The organism is Stenotrophomonas sp. B1-1 (genome assembly GCF_010894375.1).
Classification (GTDB): domain Bacteria; phylum Pseudomonadota; class Gammaproteobacteria; order Xanthomonadales; family Xanthomonadaceae; genus Stenotrophomonas.
The window spans coordinates 13,146-35,156 of record NZ_JAAIUZ010000018.1 but is presented as its reverse complement, the minus strand read 5'-3'; the positions used below and the strand labels follow the sequence as shown (position 1 = coordinate 35,156).

The window sequence follows — 22,011 nt, the reverse complement described above, 5'->3', positions numbered from 1 at the left end:
ACGCCGGTGCGGTACCCGGGTCAGAGCCCTTTCCTGCGGAAAGGGATCCGACCCCGAGCGGGTTCAGCTCAGGTGCTTGCGCCGGGCATGGATCCACGGCACGGCCAGGGCGGCAATGGCGCCGCCAGCGAACCCCAGCGAGGCGGCCACGGTGGCCGCTTCCACCGCGCCCGGCAGGGCCAGCGCAGCGGTGACCAGCAACAGCGAAGGCAGGCCGACGAAGGTGCCCAGGAAGAAGGTCCAGCGCGGCGACCAGGTGTTGAGCTGCAACAAGCTGACCGGCTGCCAGGCGTCGCCGGCGGTGTTTTCGGCAATCTTCGCCACCACCTTGGCCAGGTCCACTTCCGGCACCAGCTTGCCGGGGCGGGCCGCGGCAATGGCGTCGGCCACCGCGTCCACCGGCGGGAAACTGCTTGGCCACGCCGCCGGCGCCGCCACGCCGTAGGCGGTCAGCAACGGCACGCTCAGCCACGGTGCCAACAACGGCCGCAGTTTGCGCCGGCCATGCACACACCAGATCTGCGGCTGGCCATGGGCGGTCACGCTGTACAGCGCCAGTTCGCCCGGCGGCGGATAGCCCAGCATGGTCACCCGCGCGGCCAGGCTGTCCTGGTCCATGGCGCGCAGGAAGCCGGGGCGGCTGCGCCCTTCCTGCATCCAGGCCAGGCCCAGCGCGCCGACCAGCCAGGCTTCGGCCACGTCCTTGCTGCCGGCGCTGGCGCGCTCGTCGCTGGCCAGGTACCACGCCAGCGATTTCGGTTCGGCCACGTCCTGCACGCCCCAACGGCTGTCATCGCCCAGCACGTGGCGCACCGGCAGGCGGGCCGGTGCGGTCTCACCGCGTTCACCGGTCTGCAGGAACGGCAGCACGCCCTGGATGAAACTGGACAGATCGATGGCACGCAGGCCACTGCCCTGCCATTCGGCGGGTAGCAGGCCGGTCAACTGGCCTTCGGCGGCCAGCCGGTCCAGGCGGGCCTTCTGCTCGACCAGTTTCTGCACGGCGCCCTTCAGCACCACGTTGTCGGGCAGCGCGATCTGCGGCAGCCGGTAGCGCGGCGGCGCAAGTTCCAGCGTGTCTTCGCCGGTACCGGCATCGTCCAGCAGGGTTTCCTGCGCGGGCAGGCCTACGCCTTCGGGGGCCGCGCCGTCGGCCGGTGTGCTGGCGGGGTCGGGCGATCGGTCGGCGTGGTCGCTGTGCATGGGCGCTCCTGCGGGTGGGGGCCGCAGTCGATTCGACTGAGGTCCTTGCCGTTAGCGGCCATGGGGGGGATTTCTGTAGCCGTCGAGCACGGCAGTCGAGCATGCAGAGCAGCAGCAGTGCAGTCGAGCATGGCTCGACTCTACAGGGGGGGCGGGGTCAGCGCGGGGGCGCCCACTTTTCCAGGAAAGCGATGAAGCGGGCGCGCTGGTAGCCCTTGCCTTCGCCCTTGGGCTTTTCCAGTTCGCCGGTGAACTGCGACTGCAGCAGGGTGCCGTCGGCGTCCAGCACGAACAGGTGCGGGTAGCCCTTCACCTGCGGGTACTGCGACAGGAAGGCGGTGTTCTCGTTGTCTTCGCTGTAGTTCACCTTCATCCAGACGAAGTTCGCATCGCGCAGGCGGCGCACTTCGGCATCGCCCTCGATGAACGTGTCCATCAGGTGGCACCACGAGCACCACTCGCCGCCCACGTCCAGGATGATGCGCTTGTTGCCGCGCTGCGCTTCCACCTTGGCCGTTTCCAGATCGGCCTGCGGGTCGCGGGCCGGGTCGAAGCTGGCGTTGAGGCCGGCGATGGCGGCGATATCGGCCGCCGCCGGGGTGTTGCCCGAGGCCACCGGCACGCTGGGGTCAGCGGCCGGTGGCTCGGTGGGGCGGGTATCCAGGGGCTGGGTGGGTTCGGCCGGTGCCGGCGGCGGTTGCTGGGAACAGGCGCTGATCAGCGCTGCACACATCGCGGCCACCACGGCCCTGCCGAACGTTGTACGCATGCCCACTGCCCTCGCGATTACTTGACGCCGTGCATCAGCTTGTTGATCAGCGGCGCGATCAGGAACAGGACCACGCCCGAACCGATCAACGCCCAGAACCCGAAGGTATACCCCTTCAGGGCCGATTCGATCGTCATGCCGCCTTCACCGCTGACCGCACCGGCGAAGATGCCCGACAGGTTGTTGCCGATGCCGGTGGACAGGAACCAGCCGCCCATGCCGAAGCCGACCAGGCGCACCGGGGCCAGCTTGGTCACCATCGACAGGCCGATGGGCGAAAGGCACAGCTCACCCACCGACTGGATGACGTAGACCATGAACAGGGTCCAGAACGGGATCTTGCCGTCCACGACCATCTGCGACAGGGCGAACATCAGCAGGGCGAAGGCAGCGCCGTTGAACAGCAGGCCCAGGCCGAACTTGCGCGGGATGGACGGATTGGCGCGGCCCATGGCCACCCAGATCCAGGCAATGATCGGGGCCAGGGTGATGATGGCCACCGAGTTCACCGACTGGAACCACGCGGTCGGGAAGGTCCAGTCACCGAACTGGCGGTTGACGATGTTTTCGGCCAGGAAGGTGAACGAGCTGCCGGCCTGTTCGAAGAACATCCAGAACATCACGTTGAAGGCGAAGATGATCAGCATGGCGATCACGCGGTCGCGCTGCACCTTGCCCTCGCGGATGCCTTCCACCAGCAGCAGGATGGCCAGGGCGGTGAACATGGCGCCCAGGATCCAGGCCAGCGCGGTGGCGCCGGTGGCCAGCAGGAAGTAGGCCACCGGAATGGCGACCACGGCACCGGCCAGCACCATCACGATGCGACCGAAGCCTTCGGCACCGGCCGGCGGTGCGCCAATGCCCTTCAGGCCGGCACGGCCGACGTAGAACCACACCAGCGAGATCAGCATGCCCACGCCCGAGGCGATGAACACGACCTTGTACGACGGCATTTCCGAGGTGCCGAACACCTTGCGCGCCAGCCATTCGGTCAGCACCGGGGCGATCATCGCGCCGATGTTGATGCCCATGTAGAAGATGGTGAAGCCGGAGTCGCGGCGTTCGTCCTTCAGGCCGTACAGCTTGCCCACCATGGTGGAGATGTTCGGCTTGAACAGCCCGTTGCCGACGATGATCGTGGCCAGGCCGAGCTTGAAGATGTGCTCCTGCGGCAGCGAGATCATGAACAGGCCGGCGGCCATGATGACCGCGCCGGTCAGGATCGAGCGCTGGTAGCCCAGCACCCGGTCGGCCACGTAGCCACCGAAGATGGCCGCGGCGTAGACCAGCGCCAGGTAGGCGCCGTAGATGCGGCTGGCATCGCCTTCACCGGCGGCATTGCCGCTGTAGAACTGCGAGACGATGTACAGGACCAAGGCCCAGCGGATGCCGTAGAACGCAAAGCGTTCCCAGAATTCGGTCATGAACAGCATCCACAGCGGGCGCGGGTGGCCCAGCGTGGTCTTGAAGTCCGGCAGCGCCGGTTCTGGGGTGTTCGCAGTGGCGTCTAGGCTCATGCGGGTTTCCTGGTTCGGTGGATGGACGGCACATCCGCTGTGCGCTGGAGCAACGCGCGAGGATCACCGACTTGTGGCGTTCACGTCAAATACACGCCGTTTGAGGCAGGTCACGACCTGCTCGCTGAACTTGCATCTGAAACGATCCAGCCGGTCGCGGCAGGTCAAGCTGAATGGGGATCAGGCCTGATCTGCCGGGGGCCCGGCCTGCAGGGTGCTGCGCACCTGGAACAGTTCGGGGAAGAAGGTCAGCTCCAGCGCCTGTCGCAGGAAGCCCACGCCGGACGAGCCACCGGTGCCGCGCTTGAAGCCGATCACCCGCATCACCGTGCGCATGTGGCGGAAGCGCCAGAGCTGGAACGCGGTTTCCAGGTCCACCAGGTCCTCGCACAGCGAATACTCGCGCCAGTAGCGGTCGGTGTCCTGATAGATGCGTTCGAACACCGGCTGCAGGGCATCGTCGGCCACGTGCGGCTGGGTCCAGTCGTGGCTGTCATACAGCGCGGGCACGGCGTGGCCGAAGCGGGCCAGGTACTTCAGGAATTCCTCGTACAGGCTGGGCGCTTCCAGCACGGTGCGCAGCTGCGCCTGGCCGGCCGGGTCGTGCTCGAACACCTGCAGCATCTGCGCGTTCTTGTTGCCCAGCAGGAACTCGATGTAGCGGTACTGCAGCGACTGGAAGCCCGAGGACGGGCCCAGCACATCGCGGAAGCCCATGTACTCGGACGGGGTCAGGGTTTCCAGCACCGACCACTGTTCGGTCAGCTGGCGCAGCACCTGCTTGCTGCGGGCCAGCACCTTGCGGCACTGCCAGACTTCATCGCGCTGCAGGAAGCCGATCGCCGCACGCAGCTCGTGGCCCAGCAGCTTCAGCCACAGCTCCGAGGTCTGGTGCTGGATGATGAACAGCATCTCGTCGTGGTGCGGCGGGTTGGACAGCGGCTGCTGCGCGCTCAGCAGCTGGTCCAGCCGCAGGTAGCCGCCGTAGGTCAGGCGCCCCTGCAGATCGGTGTGGATGCCAGCTTCGAGATCGCGTTGGTTGTTGTCGACGGACATGGGCGGGACCAGATCAGGGGCGGCAAGGGTAGCGCGTTGCCGCCGCGCTGGCAGCGGCGCCTACCGTACCGGGGCGTGCGGTGGCCCGTGGAGCCAGCCGCGAGCCCCCGGCTGCGCGTGGAACCGTTTGCGCCGTTGCGCCAGCAGTCAGCCAAAGGCGTATTCTGATGCTTTGCAGCAACGACTGAATACGTTGTTGTTATTGGCCCCCCACCCGTCGGCAGGGGTACAACGGGGAATTGCCGTGTTGCGCCGCAGGAAGGCTATTTCGTACGCCTTCCTTAACATGGCGATTCATATCATTTGTAACTTCTCTGTCGAAGGTGCAGTACGCAATGACGGTAGCCGCCGAGTTCAAGATCGAATACCTGCAGTACCTGGACGCGGACGGCAAGCTCGTCCGCAACGACCTGCCCGAATCCCTGAAGGATCCGGCTGTCCTGGTGCCGCTGTTCAAGCAGATGCTGTACGTGCGCACGTTCGACAGCAAATCCATCGCGCTGCAGCGCACCGGCAAGCTGGGCACCTATGCCGCCTGCCTGGGCCACGAGGCCGCGCACGTGGGCATTGGCGCCGCGATGAAGCAGGGTGACGTGTTCGCCCCCAGCTACCGCGAGTACGGCGCCATGTTCATGCGTGGCGTGCGCCCGTACGACGTGCTGATGTACTGGGGCGGCGACGAGCGCGGCAACGACTACACCGGCAACGCGGTGAAGGACTTCCCGTTCTGCGTGCCGATTTCCACCCAGTGCCTGCATGCCGCCGGCGCTGCGCTGAAGTTCAAGTTGAACAACGAAGCGCAGATCGCGGTGGCGGTGTGCGGCGATGGCGGCAGTTCCAAGACCGACTTCTACGCTGCACTCAATTCGGCCGGTGCCTACAAGCTGCCGCTGATCCTGTGCATCGTGAACAACGGCTGGGCCATCTCAGTGCCGCGCTCGGCCCAGACCGGTGCCGAAACGCTGGCGCAGAAGGGTCTGGCCGGCGGCCTGCACTGCCTGCAGGTGGACGGCAACGACCTGATTGCGGTGCTGGCCGCGATGGAACAGGCGCGCGAACGCGGCCTGGCCGGCGAAGGCGGCACGGTGCTGGAACTGATGACCTACCGCCTGTCCGACCACACCACCGCCGACGACGCCCGCCGCTACCGCGACGACGCCGAAGTGAAGGACGCCTGGACCCGCGAGCCGATGCTGCGCCTGCGCAAGTACCTGGTCGCCCAGGGCGTGTGGAGCGAAGCAGAAGAAAAGACCTGGGTCGAGCAGTGCGCGGCCAAGGTGGACGAGGAAGTGAACCAGTACCTCAACACCCCGGTGCAGCCGGTCGAGGCCATGTTCGACTACCTGTATGCCGACCCGCCGGCGGACCTGCTGGCCCAGCGCGCGGCTGCCATTGCCCTGGAGCAGCGCCATGGATGAGATCAAGCACGGCGCTTCCGCTTCCCAGGCCAATGCCGCCGACAGCGCCGCTGTCGCCGGTGGAGACATCGCAATGACCGCTACCCCCATCACCCTGATCGAAGCCATCACCCAGGCCCTTGCCTGGGAGCTGGAACACGACCCGTCGGTGCTGGTGCTGGGCGAGGACGTGGGCGTGAACGGTGGCGTGTTCCGCGCCACCGCCGGCCTGCAGCAGCGCTTCGGTTCGCAGCGCATCCTCGACACCCCGCTGGATGAAACCACCATTGCCGGCCTGACCGTCGGCCTGGCCGCACAGGGCATGAAGCCGGTGGCCGAAGCCCAGTTCGACGGCTTCGTCTACCCGATGGTGGACCACATCATCTGCCACGCCGCACGCCTGCGCACCCGTACCCGCGGCCGCCTGCACTGCCCGATGGTGCTGCGCGTGCCGTGGGGCGGTGGCATCCGCGCGCCGGAACACCACAGCGAAGCCAACGAATCGATCTTCACCAACGTGCCGGGCCTGCGCGTGGTGCTGCCGTCCAGCCCGCAGCGTGCCTATGGCCTGCTGCTGGCCGCCATGCGCGATCCCGATCCGGTGATCTACATGGAACCCAAGCGCATCTACCGCCAGTACAAGGAAGTGGTCGTCAACGACGGCGAAGCGCTGCCGCTGGACGTCTGCTTCGTGCTGCGCGACGGCACCGACGTGACCCTGGTGGCCTGGGGCGCACAGGTGAAGGAAGCGCTGGAAGCGGCCGACAAGCTGGCCGGCGAAGGCATCAGCGCCGAGGTGATCGACGTGGCCACCCTGCGCCCCCTGGACTTTGCCACCATCGCCGAATCGGTGGCCAAGACCGGCCGCTGCGTGGTCGTGCAGGAAGCGCCGAAGACCGCAGGTTTCGGTGCCGAGATTGCCGCCCGCCTGGCCGAAGAATCGCTGTATGACCTGCTGGCCCCGGTCGAGCGCGTTACCGGCTACGACACCCACATTCCGCTGTTCCGCCTGGAAATGAAGTACCTGCCCAGTGTGGACCGGATCGTGACCGCGGCCAAGCGCGCGGTGGCGGCGGGCTGACATGCGGGCCCGCCTGCTGGGGGCTTACCGCAGCCAATATTCCAATCCGCTCCGGTTCCGCACCGGCCAGATCGTCGAAGTGGGTGTACGTGACGAAGAATGGCCGGCGTTTGCCTGGGTACGCAGCAACGATGGGCGCGCCGGTTGGGCGCCCGTCGCCTGGCTGCAGCCGCTGGACGAAGGTCGCGCCGAAGCCCTGCGCGACTACGACGCCCGCGAGCTGGATGTGGAAAGCGGCGAGATGGTGAAGCTGCATCACGAACATGGTGGGTGGTGGTGGTCCGAGCGCGCCAACGGCGCGACGGGCTGGCTGCCGGCCCGCGAACTGGAACTGCTGGAAGAGAACTGCACATGAGCCAGACCAAGAACTTCAACCTGCCCGACCTGGGCGAAGGCCTGCCGGACGCAACCATCGTGGAATGGTTCGTGAAGGAAGGCGATGTGATCAAGCTGGACGAACCGCTGGTGTCGATGGAAACGGCCAAGGCCGTGGTGGAAGTGCCCTCGCCGGTGTCCGGCAAGGTGCTGAAGCTGTCCGGCGCGGCCGGCGACATCATTCCCACCGGTTCGGTGCTGGCCAGCTTCGAGATCGATCCGAACCTGCCGCAGCGCGCCGATGGCCAGGACACCGGCCACAGCCACGGCCATGCCCCGGCACCGGCTGCCGCCGCACCGACCCCGCCGCCCATTCCGACTGCAGCCCCGGCCCCCGCCGTGGCCGAAGAAGCCAAGGCCGAGCGCGATGACGCCGGCACCGTGGTCGGCGCCATGCAGAGCTCCAACGCCGTACATACCGAACAGGCGCTGGCCGTCGGTGGCGTCAAGGCCGTGCCGGCCGTGCGTGCCACCGCGCGCAAGCTGGGCGTGGACCTGTCGCGCGTGCGTGCCACCGGCGCCGATGGCGCGGTGACCATGGCCGACGTGAAGCAGGCCGCTGCCAACGGCACCGCCAAGCTGGGCGCCGCCCCGGCACCGGTGGCTGCCGCTGCTTATGCAGCGCCGGCTCCGGCGCAGGTGTCGGCGCCGGTGCAGAGCGAAGCCCGCACCCCGCTGTCGGCCGCCGGCAAGCCCATGCGTACCCAGCCGCCGGGCGTGGTGGCCAAGGGCCAGCCGGAACCGCTGAAGGGCGTACGCCGCAACATGGCGCGGGTGATGGCCGACGCGCACAGCAAGGTCGTGCCGACCACGCTGAACGACGACGCCGACATCCACGCCTGGCTGCCGGGCAACGACGTGACCGCGCGCCTGGTGCGTTCGATCGTGGTGGCCGCGCAGAAGGTGCCGGCCATGAACGCCTGGTTCGACGGTGAGGCACTGACCCGCACCCTGCACGCGCAGGTGGACATCGGCATTGCCGTGGACACCGACGACGGCCTGTTCGTGCCGGCCCTGCGCAACGCCGACATGCTCGACGCCCGCGGCATCCGCGAAGGCGTGAACCGTCTACGCGAGCAGGTGGAATCGCGTTCCATCGCCGCCTCGGAACTGAGTGGCTACACCATCTCGCTGTCCAACTTCGGCATGTTCGCCGGCCGCTACGCCACCCCGGTGGTTGTACCGCCGTGCGTGGCCATCGTCGGTGCCGGCCGTGCCCGCCACCAGATGACCCCGGTGATGGGCGGCGTGGAAGCGCACAAGGTCATCCCGCTGTCGGTCACCTTCGACCACCGCGCGGCGACCGGCGGCGAAGCGGCCCGCTTCCTGCGCGCGATGATGGACGACCTGGCACTGGCCAGCTGATCGACCCATTCATGGGTGGGTGTTGACTGAAAAACGCCGGGCACTGCCCGGCGTTTTTTGTGGGCGAAATGTGGCGATGAACGGCCTTGGCATTTGCCTTGGTAGAGTCGAGCTTGCTCGACTGCTGTTCGCGAAAAGCAAAGGCAGACGAGCAAGCTCGACTCTACGAAAAGCGAAGAGCGAAGAGCAAAGAGCGAAAATCAGAACCCGTTAGACTGCCTTGGCATTTGCCTTGGTAGAGTCGAGCTTGCTCGACTGCTGTTCGCGAAAGGCAAAGGCAGTCGAGCAAGCTCGACTCTACGAAAGGCGAAAGGCGAAGAGCGAAAATCAGAACCCGTTGTGCAACGCATTTCGGATTGGTTGCATGGAATCCGAGGCCAAGCTCCGTAACATCGAGGCTCTTGCCCTGCGCAATATCCCCTGCCGAATTCAACCGCGATCATTGACGCGTTCCTGGCCCAGGGCGCCCTGCTGTTTCGCGAGCGGCCATTCGGTCCATTGCCATCCCTGGACGAACCACTGGACCAGCTCCCGATTCCGACGCTGATCTATCTGCGCTGGTTGGCCTCCTGGGATGCCTTCATCGATCATTCCATTGGGTCGACAATCGCTCACTCGGACTCCCCTCTGGAACTCGTCACAGACCTGCGGGCGACGTTTCATGAGGCGATCCCTGGCCATGCGCTCCGCGAGGATGCTCTGAACTTTACGGTCGAGTACTTCAGTCCGCAGGCGATCTACCTCTCTGATTTTTCCTCGATTTTTCCGCATGCCCCCCTGCCATCGCAGGACAACGCGTGGGTTGGGGAGAACGACATGTGGACGCTTCTGGATGCCCGATTCGCTTCCTGGAAGGGCGGAGAATCATCATTGCAGAAGCCCAATCCGTCCGATTCAGAGTTCCAAAGGAATTCCGAAGAATCCACCAACGTCATTGCGCAGATGACGCCCGAGGCGTGGATCTCACGCCTCGAGATGGTCTCTTCCGCTGTGCAGGATCACGAAGGCAGCGTCGCCTACGCAAACCATTTCTACGTACCGATGGTTGGCAATCCCACCGATGACGTGGTCGCGGCTGTTTTCCGTGAGTTTCTCAGGCATCCACCGCACGACCGTTCACTGCTCTGCGCAGCGGAGAATTTCCTGGGGGAGGTTCCATTCCTGCAGTATGCGGCCACCTACGCGATCACCGTGTCGCAGCTGCTGGATGTCGCCCCTCGATTCGCCCTCGACCTTCTTGACTATCCGGGGTGTGCGCTGAAGAAACGACAGATACGGCAGCTTCTTGGAGAGATCCGGCGCAAGAACCCACAGCGGGATGTCATTCATGAACTTGGCGAACTTGCCATTGAATGGAACGCCGATAGCGATGAGCCCTTCGCCAGCGTAGTAGCAGCAGAACGGCGGTAGGAGCCGGCCGCCGCCGGCTCCCCCTCCGGTCAATCGCGCGCGACCAAGCCCTCGGCACGGCTGTACACGCGCAGGCGGTGGCCATCGGGGTCGACACCCACGAAGGTGTGGCCGAATTCCAGGGTCACCGGTGTCTGGGTGATCTGCACCCCGAGTGCGCGCCACGCGTCATGCAGCTGCTGCACTTCACTTGGATTGGCGACCACCATCGCCAGTTCGGCGGCGCCGGGCTGCGCGGACACCTGCGGCTGCACATCGTCCCGCTGCCACAGGCCCAGCGCGGCGCCGTCGCCGAGCAGGAACAGCGCGAAGCCAGGCGACTGCTCGACAGGCGCCGTGCCGAGAACGCCACGGTAGAAGCTGACGCTGGTGGCGACATCGCGCACATACTGCAGCAGAGTGGTGGGCTTGAACATGGAGAAGCTCCGTTGTTGGGAGCGTTCATCGTGGTCCAACCCTGCTGACAGTTCCTGTCAGTAGCGCCGAGCTTGCTGGACGGTTATGTACCGTGCCGCTGCCTTGTAGAGTCGAGCTTGCTCGACTGCTCTGCGCAAAGATCAGGAACAGTCGAGCAAGCTCGACTCTACGAAGACGAAAGATCCAGCCAGTCCGGCGCGATGCCCTGCGCCTTCTGCCAACGCCGCAGCAGGGTGGCGCGTGGCACCGGATAGCCTGCTCCAGATACGCATGGCTGGCAGATGCGGTCCAGGCGGAAGTGGCGGAAGTCCTCGCGCTCCTCGCACCATGCCGCCAGCACCACCACTTCATCGAAGTACCCCAGTGCGAAAGGCCACACGATGCGCTCAGTGCGTTGGCCGCGAGCATCCTGATAGCTGAACTGCAGCCGCTGCTGCGCCCCCACCGCCTCGCGCACCGCTTGCAGCCGCGCCGGCGGGACGTTGGCGCTCGTGCGCGATGGTCCCACACGTAGTCCGTTGTCACGCAGCGCTTCGCGGCGTGCGGCCGGCAGCACGTAGGCAATGCGTGCCAGAGCATCGCGTGCCGCCTCGGCCAATGCCGGTTCGGTGCGCGCGGCTACCCAGCGCAGCCCGAGCACCAGCGCATCGATCTCGGCGGGAGGCAGGGTCAGGGGCGGCAGGACATCGCCGGGAACCAGCTGGTAGCCGACACCCGCCTCCCCGCGCAGGTCGGCGCCCTGCGCACGCAGGGTTTCAATATCGCGATAGAGCGTACGCAGGCTGATGCCCAATGCGTCGGCCAGTACCCGCCCAGATACCGGGCGCCGATATCGGCGCAGCCGTTGCAGCAGTTGGGTCAGGCGCAGCGCACGCGACATCAGCCCACCAGATCCCGCGATGGCACGATGTGCTCGCCCGGTGCCGGGGCCAGTGCGGCATCCACCAGTGCTTTGGCAATACGCTCGGCCGGGTTGATCCGCCAGGCCCGGGGCAGCACCGGGTCCAGCGCGCCCAGCACCTTCAGCGCGAACGCTTCGCCACGGCGCACCTGCTGGCGATAGCCGCCAATCAAGCCGGGCCGCGCCAGGGTGAGCGAGGCGAACTCCAGCGCCCGCAGGTCGCGCTCCAGCTCGCCTTTCACCCGGCTGTAGAACACTGCCGAACGCGGGTTGGCCCCGGCCGCTGAATTCAGCACGAAGGCGCGGGCGCCCTGGGTGCGGGCCGCATGGGCGAAGGCCAGCGGGTAGTCGTGGTCGATCCGGTAGAACGCCTCGCGGCTGCCGGCCTGGGCCATGGTGCTGCCCAGGGCGCAGATGACCGCGTCCACCTGCGCCCAGTCCGGCGCCTCGGGCACTGCGTCAAAGGACAGCACGGGCGCGTGCAGCTTGGCATCACGCCAGTCCAGCGGCCGTCGCGTGGGTGCCACCACGGCACGGCAGCGCGGGTCGTCCAGCAGCATCGGCAGCGCCAGACCACCGACCAGCCCGGTCGCCCCCAGCAACATCACACGCATACCCACCCCCACTGCTGCATTCTGTGGCCCCATGCTATCCGTTCAAGCCGTGCGCGGCCGCGCCGATATGCTGGAACCAGCCCCTGCCACCCCCGGGATTCGCTCCATGACGGACCAGCCAGACCACCGCCCTGCCCCCGGCACCGCCCTTGGGCCGCCGGCGCGCGTCCGCGCGGTGGTGGACGATGGCCGGGCCGACCGGGTGGTGCTGCAGGGCGGCGGCGGCGTGGCCCTGCAGCAGCTGTTCGCCGGCGCCGATGCGCCCGAGCCGCTGCTGGCCGCCTTCGCCAACGGCATGGCCACCCTGCCCGGCGAGCTGGGCGACATGGGCGACCGCCTGCAGTCGGCCCAGGCCAGCGCCGATTGGCCGCGCTATGGCCGGGCCATGCGCCAGCTGATCGACAAGTACATCCGCACCATCGAACAGCACTCCCCCGATGGCCAGCCCGAAAGCCTGCGCCTGTCCGAACAGTTGCGGCTGCTGCTGGGCGGTGCGGTGGTGGCCCTGCTGCAGCACGACCCCGACCTGCGCGAGCAGGCCCAGGCGCTGGCAACGCGCCTGCGCCAGTGGCAGCCCGGCGTGGCACTGGAACCCATCGAACAGGGCGTGCGCGAACTCGGCCACCAGGTGGGGGTGCGCGCGGAAAGCTGGCAGGAACAGCAAGCCCTGCTGCTGGAACTGTTCGCCCTGCTGCTGGAAAACGTAAGCGAGCTGCTGGACGACCGCAGCTGGCTGCAGGGCCAGATCACCGCCGTGCAGCAGCTGCTGACCGGCCCGTTGGACACCGAAGCGGTGGAACGCACCCGCGCCGAACTGCGCGAAGTGATCTACAAGCAGGGGCTGCTGCGCCAGGGCATCGATGAATCCAAGGCTGCCATGCGCGGGCTGATGGGCGAGTTCATCGAACGCATGGATGGCATGGCCACCAGCACGGGCGAATACCACGACCGTATCGGCAGCTATGCGCTGCAGCTGCGCGAAGCACGCAGCATCGCCGATCTGAACCAGCTGCTGCAGGAAGTGATGCATGACACGGGCAAGGTTCAGCAGCAGGCGGCGCAGGCACGCGACCATCTGGCCAGCGCGCGCGCCGAAGTGGAACGCGCCGAACAGCGCATCACCGAGCTGGAACAGGAACTGCGCGAGGCCGGAGACCTGGCCCGCATCGATCCGCTGACCCAGGCCCTGAACCGCCGCGGCCTGGACGAACTGCTGCAGCGCGAGCTGGCCCGTGCGGCACGCAACAACACGCCGCTGGGGCTGGCGGTGATCGATCTGGACGACTTCCACCAGACCAACGAGGCCCACGGGCACGCCGGTGGCGATGCGCTGCTGCAGCACCTGGTGTCGGTGTGCCGGCTGCTGCTGCGGGCCACCGATGGCGTGGCCCGCCTGGGCGGCGATGAATTCGTGCTGGTGCTGCCCGATGCACAGGGCGCAGACAGCATGGCCACGGTCCAGCGTCTGCAGCGTTCACTGGCCCATCGTGTGCTGACCGTGCGCGACCAGCGCGTGCCGGTGCATTTCAGCGCTGGCTTGGCGCAGTGGCAACCCGGCGACGATGCACAGAGCCTGCTGCGGCGTGCCGATGATGCGCTGTACGAGGCCAAGCGCCACGGCAAGAACCGCGTACAGGCGGGATGATGCAATCCGCCGGGCCGATTCGCACGGAAAACCCGCTCTGGTAGATGCCAACCTTGGTTGGCATGCAGGGATCACGGGGCCGACCAAGGTCGGCCACTACCAGAGCCGCAGCGTCTGCGGGAAACCCGCTCTGGTAGATGCCAACCTTGGTTGGCATGAGCAGCAGCTGCTACCGCCCGCGCAGCTTCTGGAAGCCAGTCACGGCGGCCAGCACGATGGCGCCGGCCACGATACCCACCACCATGTTCGCCGCCGCGCTGATCAGCCAGCCCCACTGCCCTTCCCCGCCCATCGCCTGCACCGCGTGGTGCAGCGCCGGGATGTTGTGCACCAGGATGCCGCCGCCCACCAGGAACATGGCGATGGTGCCGGCCACCGACAGGAACTTCATCAGCCACGGCGCGGACACCACCAGGCCCCGCCCGAACGCGGCCACCGCCCCGCCCTTGCGCGACAGGTACAGGCCCACGTCGTCCAGCTTCACGATGCCAGCCACCAGGCCATAGACGAACACCGTCATCGCCAGCGCCACCACGGTCAGGGTCAGCACCTGCTGGGTGAACGAGGCCACGGCCACCACGCCCAGGGTCAGCACGATGATCTCGGCCGACAGGATGAAGTCGGTGCGGACCGCGCCCTTCACCTTGTCCTTTTCCCACGCCACCATGTCCACCTGTTCATCAGCCAGCGCCTTGCGGCGTTCTGCCTGGTGCTCGGCGTCCTCGTCGGCGGAATGCAGGAAGCGGTGCGCCAGCTTTTCCACGCCTTCAAAGCACAGGAAGGCGCCGCCGATCATCATCAGCGGCACGATCAGCGGCACGTTCCAGCCACGGCTGTGCAGCCAGGCTTCCAGCGCGCTGATCGCCAGCGCCGCCGGCACCAGGATCACCTTGTTCACCAGCGAGCCCTTGGCCACGGCCCACACCACCGGCAGTTCGCGGTTGGCGTTCACGCCGGTCACCTGCTGCGCGTTCAGGGCCAGATCGTCGCCCAGTACGCCGGCGGTCTTCTTCGCGGCAACCTTGGTGAGGATCGAGACGTCGTCCAGCAGGGTGGCGATATCGTCGAGCAGGGCAAACAGACTGGCACCGGCCATGGCACTTCCAGAGAGGGAATGGACGGATTCTGACCGATCAGGGGCAACGGCGGTAGCGGGTTCACCGCGCGCCTACCGCACTGCGGGGACACTGGGCGCGTTGCCAAATCCGCCGGGCATGGCCCGGCGCTACCTGCACAGGGTGTCCGCCGGGCGTGGCCCGGCGCTACGAACAGGGTGCCGTCGCTTTCAAGGAGTGTCGTTTGAGCAAGCCGTCCACCGCCCCGGGCAATCCCCCGCTGGTCAAGGGTATGAACCGGCGCAGCCAGATCCTGCGCCTGCTGATGCGCTATCGCCATTCCGGCGTGTTTTCCGGCATGAACCTGGATGCGGCGGGCAGCCATACCGACGTGCCGCCCGACGGCAATCCCGAACAGTTCGTCAGCGACCTGGAAGCGCTGGGGCCCACGTTCGTGAAGCTGGGGCAGATGCTGTCCACCCGCCCGGACATGGTGCCGGTGGAATTCGCCACCGCGCTGGAGCGCATGCAGGAAAAGGTGGCCGCCATTCCGGTGCAGCGCATCCACGCCATCGTGGAGCAGGAACTGGGCGCGCCGGTGAACAAGCTGTTCGCCTCGTTCGACCCGGAACCACTGGGCTGCGCCTCCATTGCGCAGGTGCATCGCGCCGTGCTGCGCGACGGGCGCCAGGTGGCGGTGAAGGTGCAGAAGCCAGAAGTGGCCGCGCAACTGCGCTCGGACCTGGAAGCGCTGCGCAGCTTCGCCCTGGCCGCCGATCACCTGACCCAGGTGGGCCGCCGCGTGCGCCTGCGCGACTGGCTGAACGAGTTCGCCAAGACCCTGATGCAGGAACTGGATTACCACGCCGAGGCCGAGAACCTGGCGCGCTTCGGCCGACACCTGAAGCCGTTCCGGCGCCTGTGGGTGCCGCAGCCGCTGTGGGATTTCAGCAGCCAGCGCGTGCTGACCATGGAACTGGCCACTGGCGTGCGCGTGGACGCGATTCCCGGTGTGCGCCGCACCGAACAGGCGATGGATCCGCTGGCCGCCGCGCTGATCCGCGGCTACCTGGACCAGATCTTCGTGCATGGCGAAATCCACGCCGATCCGCACCCGGGCAATCTGCGCGTCACCCCGGATGGGCGCCTGGCCATCTTCGACCTGGGCATGGTGGCGCACATGCCACCGCGGCTGCGCGAGCGCCTGCTGAAGATCCTGTTCGCCGCCGTCGATGGCCGCGGCGAAGAAGTGGCCGACGACCTGATCAGCATCAGCACGCGGCTGGAAGCCTTCGACGAGGAGCGCTACCTGCGCGAAACCGGTCAGTTGATCGCACGCTACGCAGCGAACGGCAATTTTTCCGAAGGCCGCGTAGTGCTGGACATGGTGCGCATCGCCACCTCATGCGGGTTGCGTACGCCGCCGGAACTGAGCCTGCTGGGCAAGGCGCTGCTGAACCTGGAAACGGTGTGCCGCCTGCTGGCGCCGGATCTGGATACCCGACGCATCGTCGAACGCCAGCTCCAGCACGTGATGCGTGCGCGCCTGAAGAAGTCGCTTTCGGCTGCCAACCTGGCCAGCGAAGCGATGGAGCTGCAGCAGCTGCTGCGCGATGGGCCGCGCAAGCTGTCGGACATCATGGCGCTCCTGGCCGAGAACCGCCTGCAGATGAAGGTGACCGGGTTGGAAGAATCGCGGCTGATGGAGAACCTGCAGAAGATCGCCAACCGCGTGGCGGCCGGCATCATCAGTGCGGCACTGATCATGGCCGCGTCTCTGATGATGAAGCTGGAGACCGGTTGGCATGTGTTCGGCTACCCCGCCATCGCCCTGCTGTTGATGCTGATCGGCGTGGTGCTGGGCCTGGGAATCGTCACCAGCGCACTGCTGTTCGATCGCCGTGCACGCGCACGCGAAGAACGCGGGCATCGTTGAATCGAGCAGTGCATGCGCGGAATTAATGAAATCGCGTAGCTGTTTTCACGCTGGTTTTACCAATGCGGCGCGATTTCACATCATGTAACGAACAAACATTTCAGTCAGGTTCGCGCAGGCATGATCGGGTCATCGACCTGTCATGTGTGTGTGCTTGCGGCAGCGTCGGTCGAATGGACACGCGTCGGTACGACGTCCATCACCACAACCCCGTCACTGCCGAAGCTGCCTATGCTCTGGATTCTGCTGCTGTCGCTGTTGCTGCTGGCCTGGTTGTTCCTCGCGTCCGATAAGTGGGTGTGGTGGAAGGCTGCCTTGTTCTCGCTGCTGCTGCTATCGCTCAGTGCCTGGTGGCTGATCGACAAGCTCTCCGGCGATGGCCTGAATGCGGCCACCCTGTACCACCTGGGTGCCGACATGGAAGGCGCCGGCGTAGCCGACTTCAAGGGCTATATCGCTGGCTTCGTGGTGCTGGCACTGGTGTCGCTGCTGCCGCTGTTCGCCACCCGGGTGAAGCGCTGGCGCCGCCCCGGCCGTGGCGCAGCCTGGTTCGCAGGCTTTGCCGTGGTGTGGATGGCCACGATCTTCATCAGCCCGCTGGCACGCGATGGCCAGCGTCTGTACCAGCAGCTGCGCCCGGTCGATTTCGCGCGCATCGCCCCCGAGTACCAGGTGCCCACGCAGCCGCTGCAGCGCCCGCGCAACGTGGTGTGGATCTACGGCGAAAGCCTGGAACGCACCTACCTGGATGAGAACGTGTTCCCGGGGCTGATGCCCAACATCAATCGCCTTGCCAGCCAGTCGCTGGATGTGCGCGGCCTTGCCTCGGCCGAAGGCAGCGGCTGGACCATTGCCGGCCTGGTGTCGTCGATGTGCGGCGTGCCGCTGACCACCTCGCCCGGTGATGAAAACAGCATGGACCGCATGGGCAGCTTCCTGCCCAAGGCCGTGTGCCTGGGCGATTACCTGAAGCAGCAGGGCTACACCAACCACTACCTGGGCGGTGCCAACGGCCGCTTCGCCGGCAAGGGCCAGTTCCTGGCCAGCCACGGCTTCGACGAAGTACACGATCTGGACTGGTTCAAGCAGCAGAAGAAGATCGGCCGCGTGCATTACTCGCCGTGGGGCGTGCATGACGACGTGCTGCTGGATACCGCCTACCAGCGGTTCGAACAGCTCTCGCGCAAGGGCGAGCCGTTCATGCTGACCACGCTGACCATGGATACCCACCACCCGGCCGGGCACCTGCCGGTGGCCTGCAAGGGCCAGCGCTACCAGAGCCAGTACGGCAACATCAACATGCTCAATGCGCTCAAGTGCAGCGACCGGTTGATCTCGCAGCTGGTGCAGCGCATCCAGGCCAGCCCATACGGCAAGGACACGCTGATCGTGATCGCCTCCGATCACCTGGCCATGCCCAACGACCTGAGCCACATCCTGACCCGGCAGAAGCGCGAGAACCTGCTGCTGTTCCTGGGCGATGGCATTGCTCCGCGCCAGCTGGCCACCGAGGCCGGCACCACGCTGGATTCGGGCGCCACCCTGCTCAGCCTGCTGGACCCGAACCTGAAGACCATGGGCTTTGGCCGTTCGCTGATCGACACCGAGCGCGCGCCCAGCGCCAGCGTGGCCACCCGCCGCGATGGCGGCCGCGATTACCCGCAGTACCTCGCCTTCGCCCGTTCGCTGTGGCTGGGCGAGCCGACCCGCGAACTGAAGATCGATGGCGATGACCAGGTGGTGGTGGGCCTGCAGCAGGTGCAGCCGCCGGTGCTGCTGGAGTACGACAAGGATTGGGCGCTGAAGTCGGTGTACCTGGAAAACACCTCGCGCCAGTTCGACGATGCTGACCCGGACAATACGCTGGCCTACGTGGACCGCTGCACGGCATTCGAGGACGGTTCGGCCGACGGCGACTGGTGCGCGCTGCTGGTGAACCGCGACAACGGCATCAAGCTGTACCGCGACGACGATCTGCGCGGTGGCATTGCCGTGGACGCGCCGCTGGAAGCCTTCCAGGGGCCGCGCCCCAGCGTGCGCCAGGCGCACATGATCACCCAGAAGGGCCGCCGCACCCGCGCCGGCCAGTACATGCTGCAGCTGGTGGCCAGCACGCGCCCGGACCGTGGCTTCTGGATCGAAGCGGTGTCGTCGCAGCGCAAGGTGGTGCTGGCCCAGCAGTGGGTGCAGCCCGACGCCGACGGCAAGATCAACGTCTCGTTCGGTCTGGACCACGAAGTGGACGATCTGGAGATCCGCGCGTGGTTGAACCATGCCGAGAAGCTGGCCGTGGATACCTTCGCCCTGGTGCCCTCGCGCGGCAGACCGCGGGGGTAAAGGGGGGTGCGGCAGGGCTGCGCCCTGCACCTGCTCAATGCAACGGCAACGGCAACGGCAACGGCAACGGCAGAAGCGTGCATTACGTGGGATGGTGGGGCGGTGTCGGATTGCGGGGACGCCGCAAGTACGTCCCTGTAGGCTTGGCCGCCGCATCCATGCGGCGGACATCCCGCAATCCGACACCGCCCCACCTCTGACAGTGCCCCGCGGCTGTGGGTAGGTGTCGACCTTGGTCGACACATCTGTCAGATATCGAATTGCTTCTGGGGTCAGATCCGTTTTCCTACGGAAAACGGATCTGACCCCAAGCGCATTCCCCACAGATCGCGGCCACCCCGCCAACCCTCAACCCACCCGCCTTTGACGTTGCTTCAGTCGAGCATGGCTCGACTCTACAGCGGGTGCAGGGCTGCAAGCCCTGCAAACAAAAACTCCCTTACTCCGCTGGGGTGTCGCGTACCAGGTGGATGTCGGTCGGGGTGGACAGCGGAATATCCCGTTCGGCCAGGATCTGCAGCAGGCTGAAATACAGATCGCTGCGCGTGCCGTACACCTGCCGCGGACTGGCCACGTAGGCGAAGCTGTTGAACGTGATCTGGCCACCGGCAATGCTGTCGATGTACACCGACGGCGCCGGCTGCTGCAGCACCGACGTGTGCGCACCATAGGCATCCAGCAGCGCCTGCCGCAGCCCCGCCACATCGGTACTGGTGGGCACCGCGAACTGGATCTGGATCCGGCCCTGGTTGTTGCCCATCGTCATGTTGCGGATCGTCTTGGTGATCAACTCCGAATTCGGCACGATCAGCGTGGACTTGTCACCCACCTGGATCTCGGTCGAACGCACGTTGATGCGGCGGATGTCGCCTTCCTGGTCACCCAGCTTCACCCAGTCGCCAATCTTCACCGGCCGCTCGGCCAGCAGGATCAGACCGGAAACGAAGTTCTGGATGATCGCCTGCAGGCCGAAACCGATACCCACCGACAGCGCGCTGACCAGCAGCGCCAGGTTCTTCAGGTTCAGGCCCATTGCGGTCAGCGCCCACAGGCCCACCAGGATGATGCCCACGTAGCCGGCAATCGTGCTGATCGAATTGCGCGCGCCCAGGTCCAGCTCGGTCTTGGGCAGGTAGGTGTCGGTCAGCCAGCGCTGCATCAGCTGGGTCAGGCCGATGCCCACCAGCAGCACCAGCACACCGGTGACGATGCGGCCCGGCTGCAGCGTCAGGTCCTTGTTGATCACGATGCCGTTGGCCAGCGAGCCGATGCGCTCGACGATCGTGCCGATGTTGCCGAACGGCGCTGCCAGCGCCAGCAGTGCGATCAGCACCACCAGGGTGCGCAGCATCGCCGACAGCAGCACGCCAGCCTGCTCCAGCCGCGACACGCTCAAGCCGGTGCTGAGCAGGATGGTCTGGCCCACCTTGCTGTCGGCATTCAGCAGCCAGGTGCAGAAGTCGTCGACGAACTTGAACAGCAGCATGGCGGCCATCACGACGATGGTGCCGCCGATCAGTTGCTGGTTCACGAACTTGGCGAAGTTCACGTAGCCCAGCAGGGTGGCGATGATCGCCGCCACCACCGCCGCGTTGCCGGCCACGCGGGCGAGCACCAGCCAGCTGCCGCGCCGCACCGGCGTCGCCACGGTCTGGCCGTCGGCCTGCGCTTCCAGCTTCGCTTCGGCTTCGGCCGTCTGCCGGCGGTGCAGGCGCGCCAGGGTCACCAGCATGGCCATGATCAGGCCCAGGTAGGTCAGCGCAATCACACCGTCCAGCGCTACCGTGGTCACATCGCTGGTGCGCGTGGCGCGGTCGATGGCCACCAGCACCGTGCTCAGCCAGGCCAGCGCTGCCGCACCCCAGGCGTACTTGCGCAGTTTCAGCGCCGCAGTGTCATCCAGGTTCAACAGGCGCCACGAGGGCCGCGTGGGCACCAGCAGGCAGGCGCTGAGCGCGGCAATGAAGGCGGCGGCGAAAGTGGCCTGCTGCACGCCTTCGGCCACGGTCTGCAGGCGCGGGGCAATGGCGCCGATGGCGTTCAACGAAGCGATGAACACCACCACCGCGTAGCCCGGCAACAGGGTGCCCACCAGCAGCAACCACATGGCCAGGCCGGACCGGCGCAGGCGCCCATCCGGGGCCCGCTCGGACGCGGCGAAACGGCGGCCCAGCGAGCGCAGCCACAGGCGCAGCGGGAACATCATCACCAGCGCGGCCAGCAGGCCCAGCAGCGGCGTGCTCCAGCCTTCCTTGCGCAGCGCAGCAGCCAAGGCATCGCGGCCCTGCTCGGCCAACGGCATCACCCGGGCAACGTCGATCGGTAGCTGCTTGGCGACCTTGCGCCACAGCGAGGGCGACAACGGCGAATCCACCTTCTGGCCCAGCTCCTCGGTGCGCTGGGCGGTGCGCTGCTTGTCGATATCGGTGGCCAACTGGCCGGCGCGCACGGCGCTGGCCTTGGCCTGGGCGATGGACGCGGCAAGCGCATCGCGCTGGCGGGTCAGGTTACGGCGCTGTGCCGCCAGTTCGGGCAGCTCGGTGCTGCCGTCGGGCGCCGGGCCAAGCTGGCTCAGCTGCTCGTTCAACTGATCCAATTGCGGCTGCAGGCTCTTGTCCAGCGCCTCGGCATCGCGGCGCGCCTGCGAAGCGGTTTCGGACAGCATCGCCAGCGTTTCGATGGCGTCGGCGGCGTCGCGCTTGCGCTCCACATCCTTCAGGCTGGCCTCGATGCTGGCCAGCTGCTGCTTCGGCGTGGGGTCGTCATCCTGGGCCAGCACCGGCGCGGCCAGCAGCAGCGCACCACACAACAGCAGCGCCAGCGACGGGCCACGTTTCAGGATCGTTCGGAAGAAGGAAAGCAAGCCAGCCACACCGGTTCACGCGGACCACCGCGCCTGCGCGCGACTATACGGCACAGGGGGTAACGCCCGC

17 protein-coding genes are annotated in these 22,011 nt (G+C 66.7%); 8 read left to right on the top strand and 9 right to left on the bottom strand.

All coding sequences use genetic code 11. The features are described from left to right. Window positions 1-63: 63 nt before the first annotated feature. The 4 genes from G4G00_RS14620 to G4G00_RS14605 form a co-directional block, all read right to left on the bottom strand. Window positions 64-1,203: a hypothetical protein gene (locus G4G00_RS14620; protein WP_164274618.1), complete on the bottom strand. Its 1,140-nt coding sequence runs from the start codon at window positions 1,201-1,203 to the stop codon at window positions 64-66. 157 nt (window positions 1,204-1,360) lie between these two features. Further along, complete coding sequence (locus G4G00_RS14615; protein WP_164274615.1) at window positions 1,361-1,972, bottom strand: thioredoxin family protein; 612 nt, start codon at window positions 1,970-1,972, stop codon at window positions 1,361-1,363. Window positions 1,973-1,989: 17 nt separating this feature from the next. Next, window positions 1,990-3,489 (bottom strand): oligopeptide:H+ symporter, encoded by a 1,500-nt coding sequence (locus G4G00_RS14610; RefSeq protein ID WP_108754410.1) that lies wholly within the window; start codon window positions 3,487-3,489, stop codon window positions 1,990-1,992. 180 nt (window positions 3,490-3,669) lie between these two features. Further along, a complete protein-coding gene (locus tag G4G00_RS14605) occupies window positions 3,670-4,545 on the bottom strand; it encodes a tryptophan 2,3-dioxygenase family protein (protein WP_108754411.1) in 876 nt (291 codons plus the stop codon). A gap of 335 nt (window positions 4,546-4,880) precedes the next feature. Here G4G00_RS14605 and pdhA point away from each other — a divergent pair, with 335 nt between their 5' ends. The 5 genes from pdhA to G4G00_RS14580 all read left to right on the top strand — a co-directional run bounded on the left by pdhA (window position 4,881) and on the right by G4G00_RS14580 (window position 10,173). Further along, complete coding sequence (pdhA, locus tag G4G00_RS14600; RefSeq protein ID WP_108763100.1) at window positions 4,881-5,963, top strand: pyruvate dehydrogenase (acetyl-transferring) E1 component subunit alpha; 1,083 nt, start codon at window positions 4,881-4,883, stop codon at window positions 5,961-5,963. Continuing rightward, window positions 5,956-7,023 (top strand): alpha-ketoacid dehydrogenase subunit beta, encoded by a 1,068-nt coding sequence (locus tag G4G00_RS14595; RefSeq protein WP_108751115.1) that lies wholly within the window; start codon window positions 5,956-5,958, stop codon window positions 7,021-7,023. The genes pdhA and G4G00_RS14595 overlap by 8 nt, the downstream gene beginning before the upstream one ends. Window position 7,024: 1 nt before the next feature. Continuing rightward, window positions 7,025-7,378 carry an SH3 domain-containing protein gene (locus G4G00_RS14590; RefSeq protein WP_108751116.1) on the top strand — a complete coding sequence of 118 codons (354 nt, stop codon included), beginning with the start codon at window positions 7,025-7,027 and terminating at the stop codon, window positions 7,376-7,378. Beyond that, on the top strand, window positions 7,375-8,763 hold the full coding sequence (locus G4G00_RS14585) for a dihydrolipoamide acetyltransferase family protein (RefSeq protein WP_164274612.1): 1,389 nt from the start codon (window positions 7,375-7,377) through the stop codon (window positions 8,761-8,763). The genes G4G00_RS14590 and G4G00_RS14585 overlap by 4 nt, the downstream gene beginning before the upstream one ends. A gap of 498 nt (window positions 8,764-9,261) precedes the next feature. Further along, window positions 9,262-10,173, top strand: a complete 912-nt coding sequence (locus G4G00_RS14580; protein ID WP_164274609.1) for a hypothetical protein — start codon at window positions 9,262-9,264, stop codon at window positions 10,171-10,173. Window positions 10,174-10,202: 29 nt separating this feature from the next. Here G4G00_RS14580 and G4G00_RS14575 read toward each other — a convergent pair whose 3' ends face one another. The 3 genes from G4G00_RS14575 to G4G00_RS14565 all read right to left on the bottom strand — a co-directional run bounded on the left by G4G00_RS14575 (window position 10,203) and on the right by G4G00_RS14565 (window position 12,105). Beyond that, window positions 10,203-10,589 carry a VOC family protein gene (locus tag G4G00_RS14575; RefSeq protein WP_108754415.1) on the bottom strand — a complete coding sequence of 129 codons (387 nt, stop codon included), beginning with the start codon at window positions 10,587-10,589 and terminating at the stop codon, window positions 10,203-10,205. 167 nt (window positions 10,590-10,756) lie between these two features. Beyond that, window positions 10,757-11,470 carry a YafY family protein gene (locus G4G00_RS14570; RefSeq protein WP_108754416.1) on the bottom strand — a complete coding sequence of 238 codons (714 nt, stop codon included), beginning with the start codon at window positions 11,468-11,470 and terminating at the stop codon, window positions 10,757-10,759. Next, on the bottom strand, window positions 11,470-12,105 hold the full coding sequence (locus G4G00_RS14565) for an NAD-dependent epimerase/dehydratase family protein (protein ID WP_164274607.1): 636 nt from the start codon (window positions 12,103-12,105) through the stop codon (window positions 11,470-11,472). Before G4G00_RS14565 ends, G4G00_RS14570 begins: the two co-directional genes overlap by 1 nt. A 106-nt stretch (window positions 12,106-12,211) precedes the next feature. On the opposite strand from G4G00_RS14565, the gene G4G00_RS14560 reads away from it, so the two are divergent. Next, entirely contained in the window at window positions 12,212-13,750 is a 1,539-nt protein-coding gene (locus tag G4G00_RS14560; RefSeq protein WP_108751120.1) for a GGDEF domain-containing protein, read from the top strand. A 169-nt stretch (window positions 13,751-13,919) separates the two neighbouring features. On the opposite strand, the gene G4G00_RS14555 is transcribed toward G4G00_RS14560, so the two are convergent. Further along, window positions 13,920-14,846: a DUF808 domain-containing protein gene (locus G4G00_RS14555; protein WP_164274604.1), complete on the bottom strand. Its 927-nt coding sequence runs from the start codon at window positions 14,844-14,846 to the stop codon at window positions 13,920-13,922. 251 nt (window positions 14,847-15,097) lie between these two features. On the opposite strand from G4G00_RS14555, the gene G4G00_RS14550 reads away from it, so the two are divergent. Both G4G00_RS14550 and G4G00_RS14545 read left to right on the top strand, forming a co-directional pair. Continuing rightward, a complete protein-coding gene (locus G4G00_RS14550) occupies window positions 15,098-16,741 on the top strand; it encodes an AarF/UbiB family protein (protein WP_234412399.1) in 1,644 nt (547 codons plus the stop codon). 231 nt (window positions 16,742-16,972) lie between these two features. Further along, a complete protein-coding gene (locus G4G00_RS14545) occupies window positions 16,973-19,078 on the top strand; it encodes a phosphoglycerol transferase I (RefSeq protein WP_108754420.1) in 2,106 nt (701 codons plus the stop codon). A gap of 439 nt (window positions 19,079-19,517) precedes the next feature. Here the strand turns inward: G4G00_RS14545 and G4G00_RS14540 are convergent, their stop codons facing one another. Beyond that, window positions 19,518-21,950 (bottom strand): DUF3772 domain-containing protein, encoded by a 2,433-nt coding sequence (locus G4G00_RS14540; protein ID WP_199911387.1) that lies wholly within the window; start codon window positions 21,948-21,950, stop codon window positions 19,518-19,520. Window positions 21,951-22,011 lie beyond the last annotated feature (61 nt).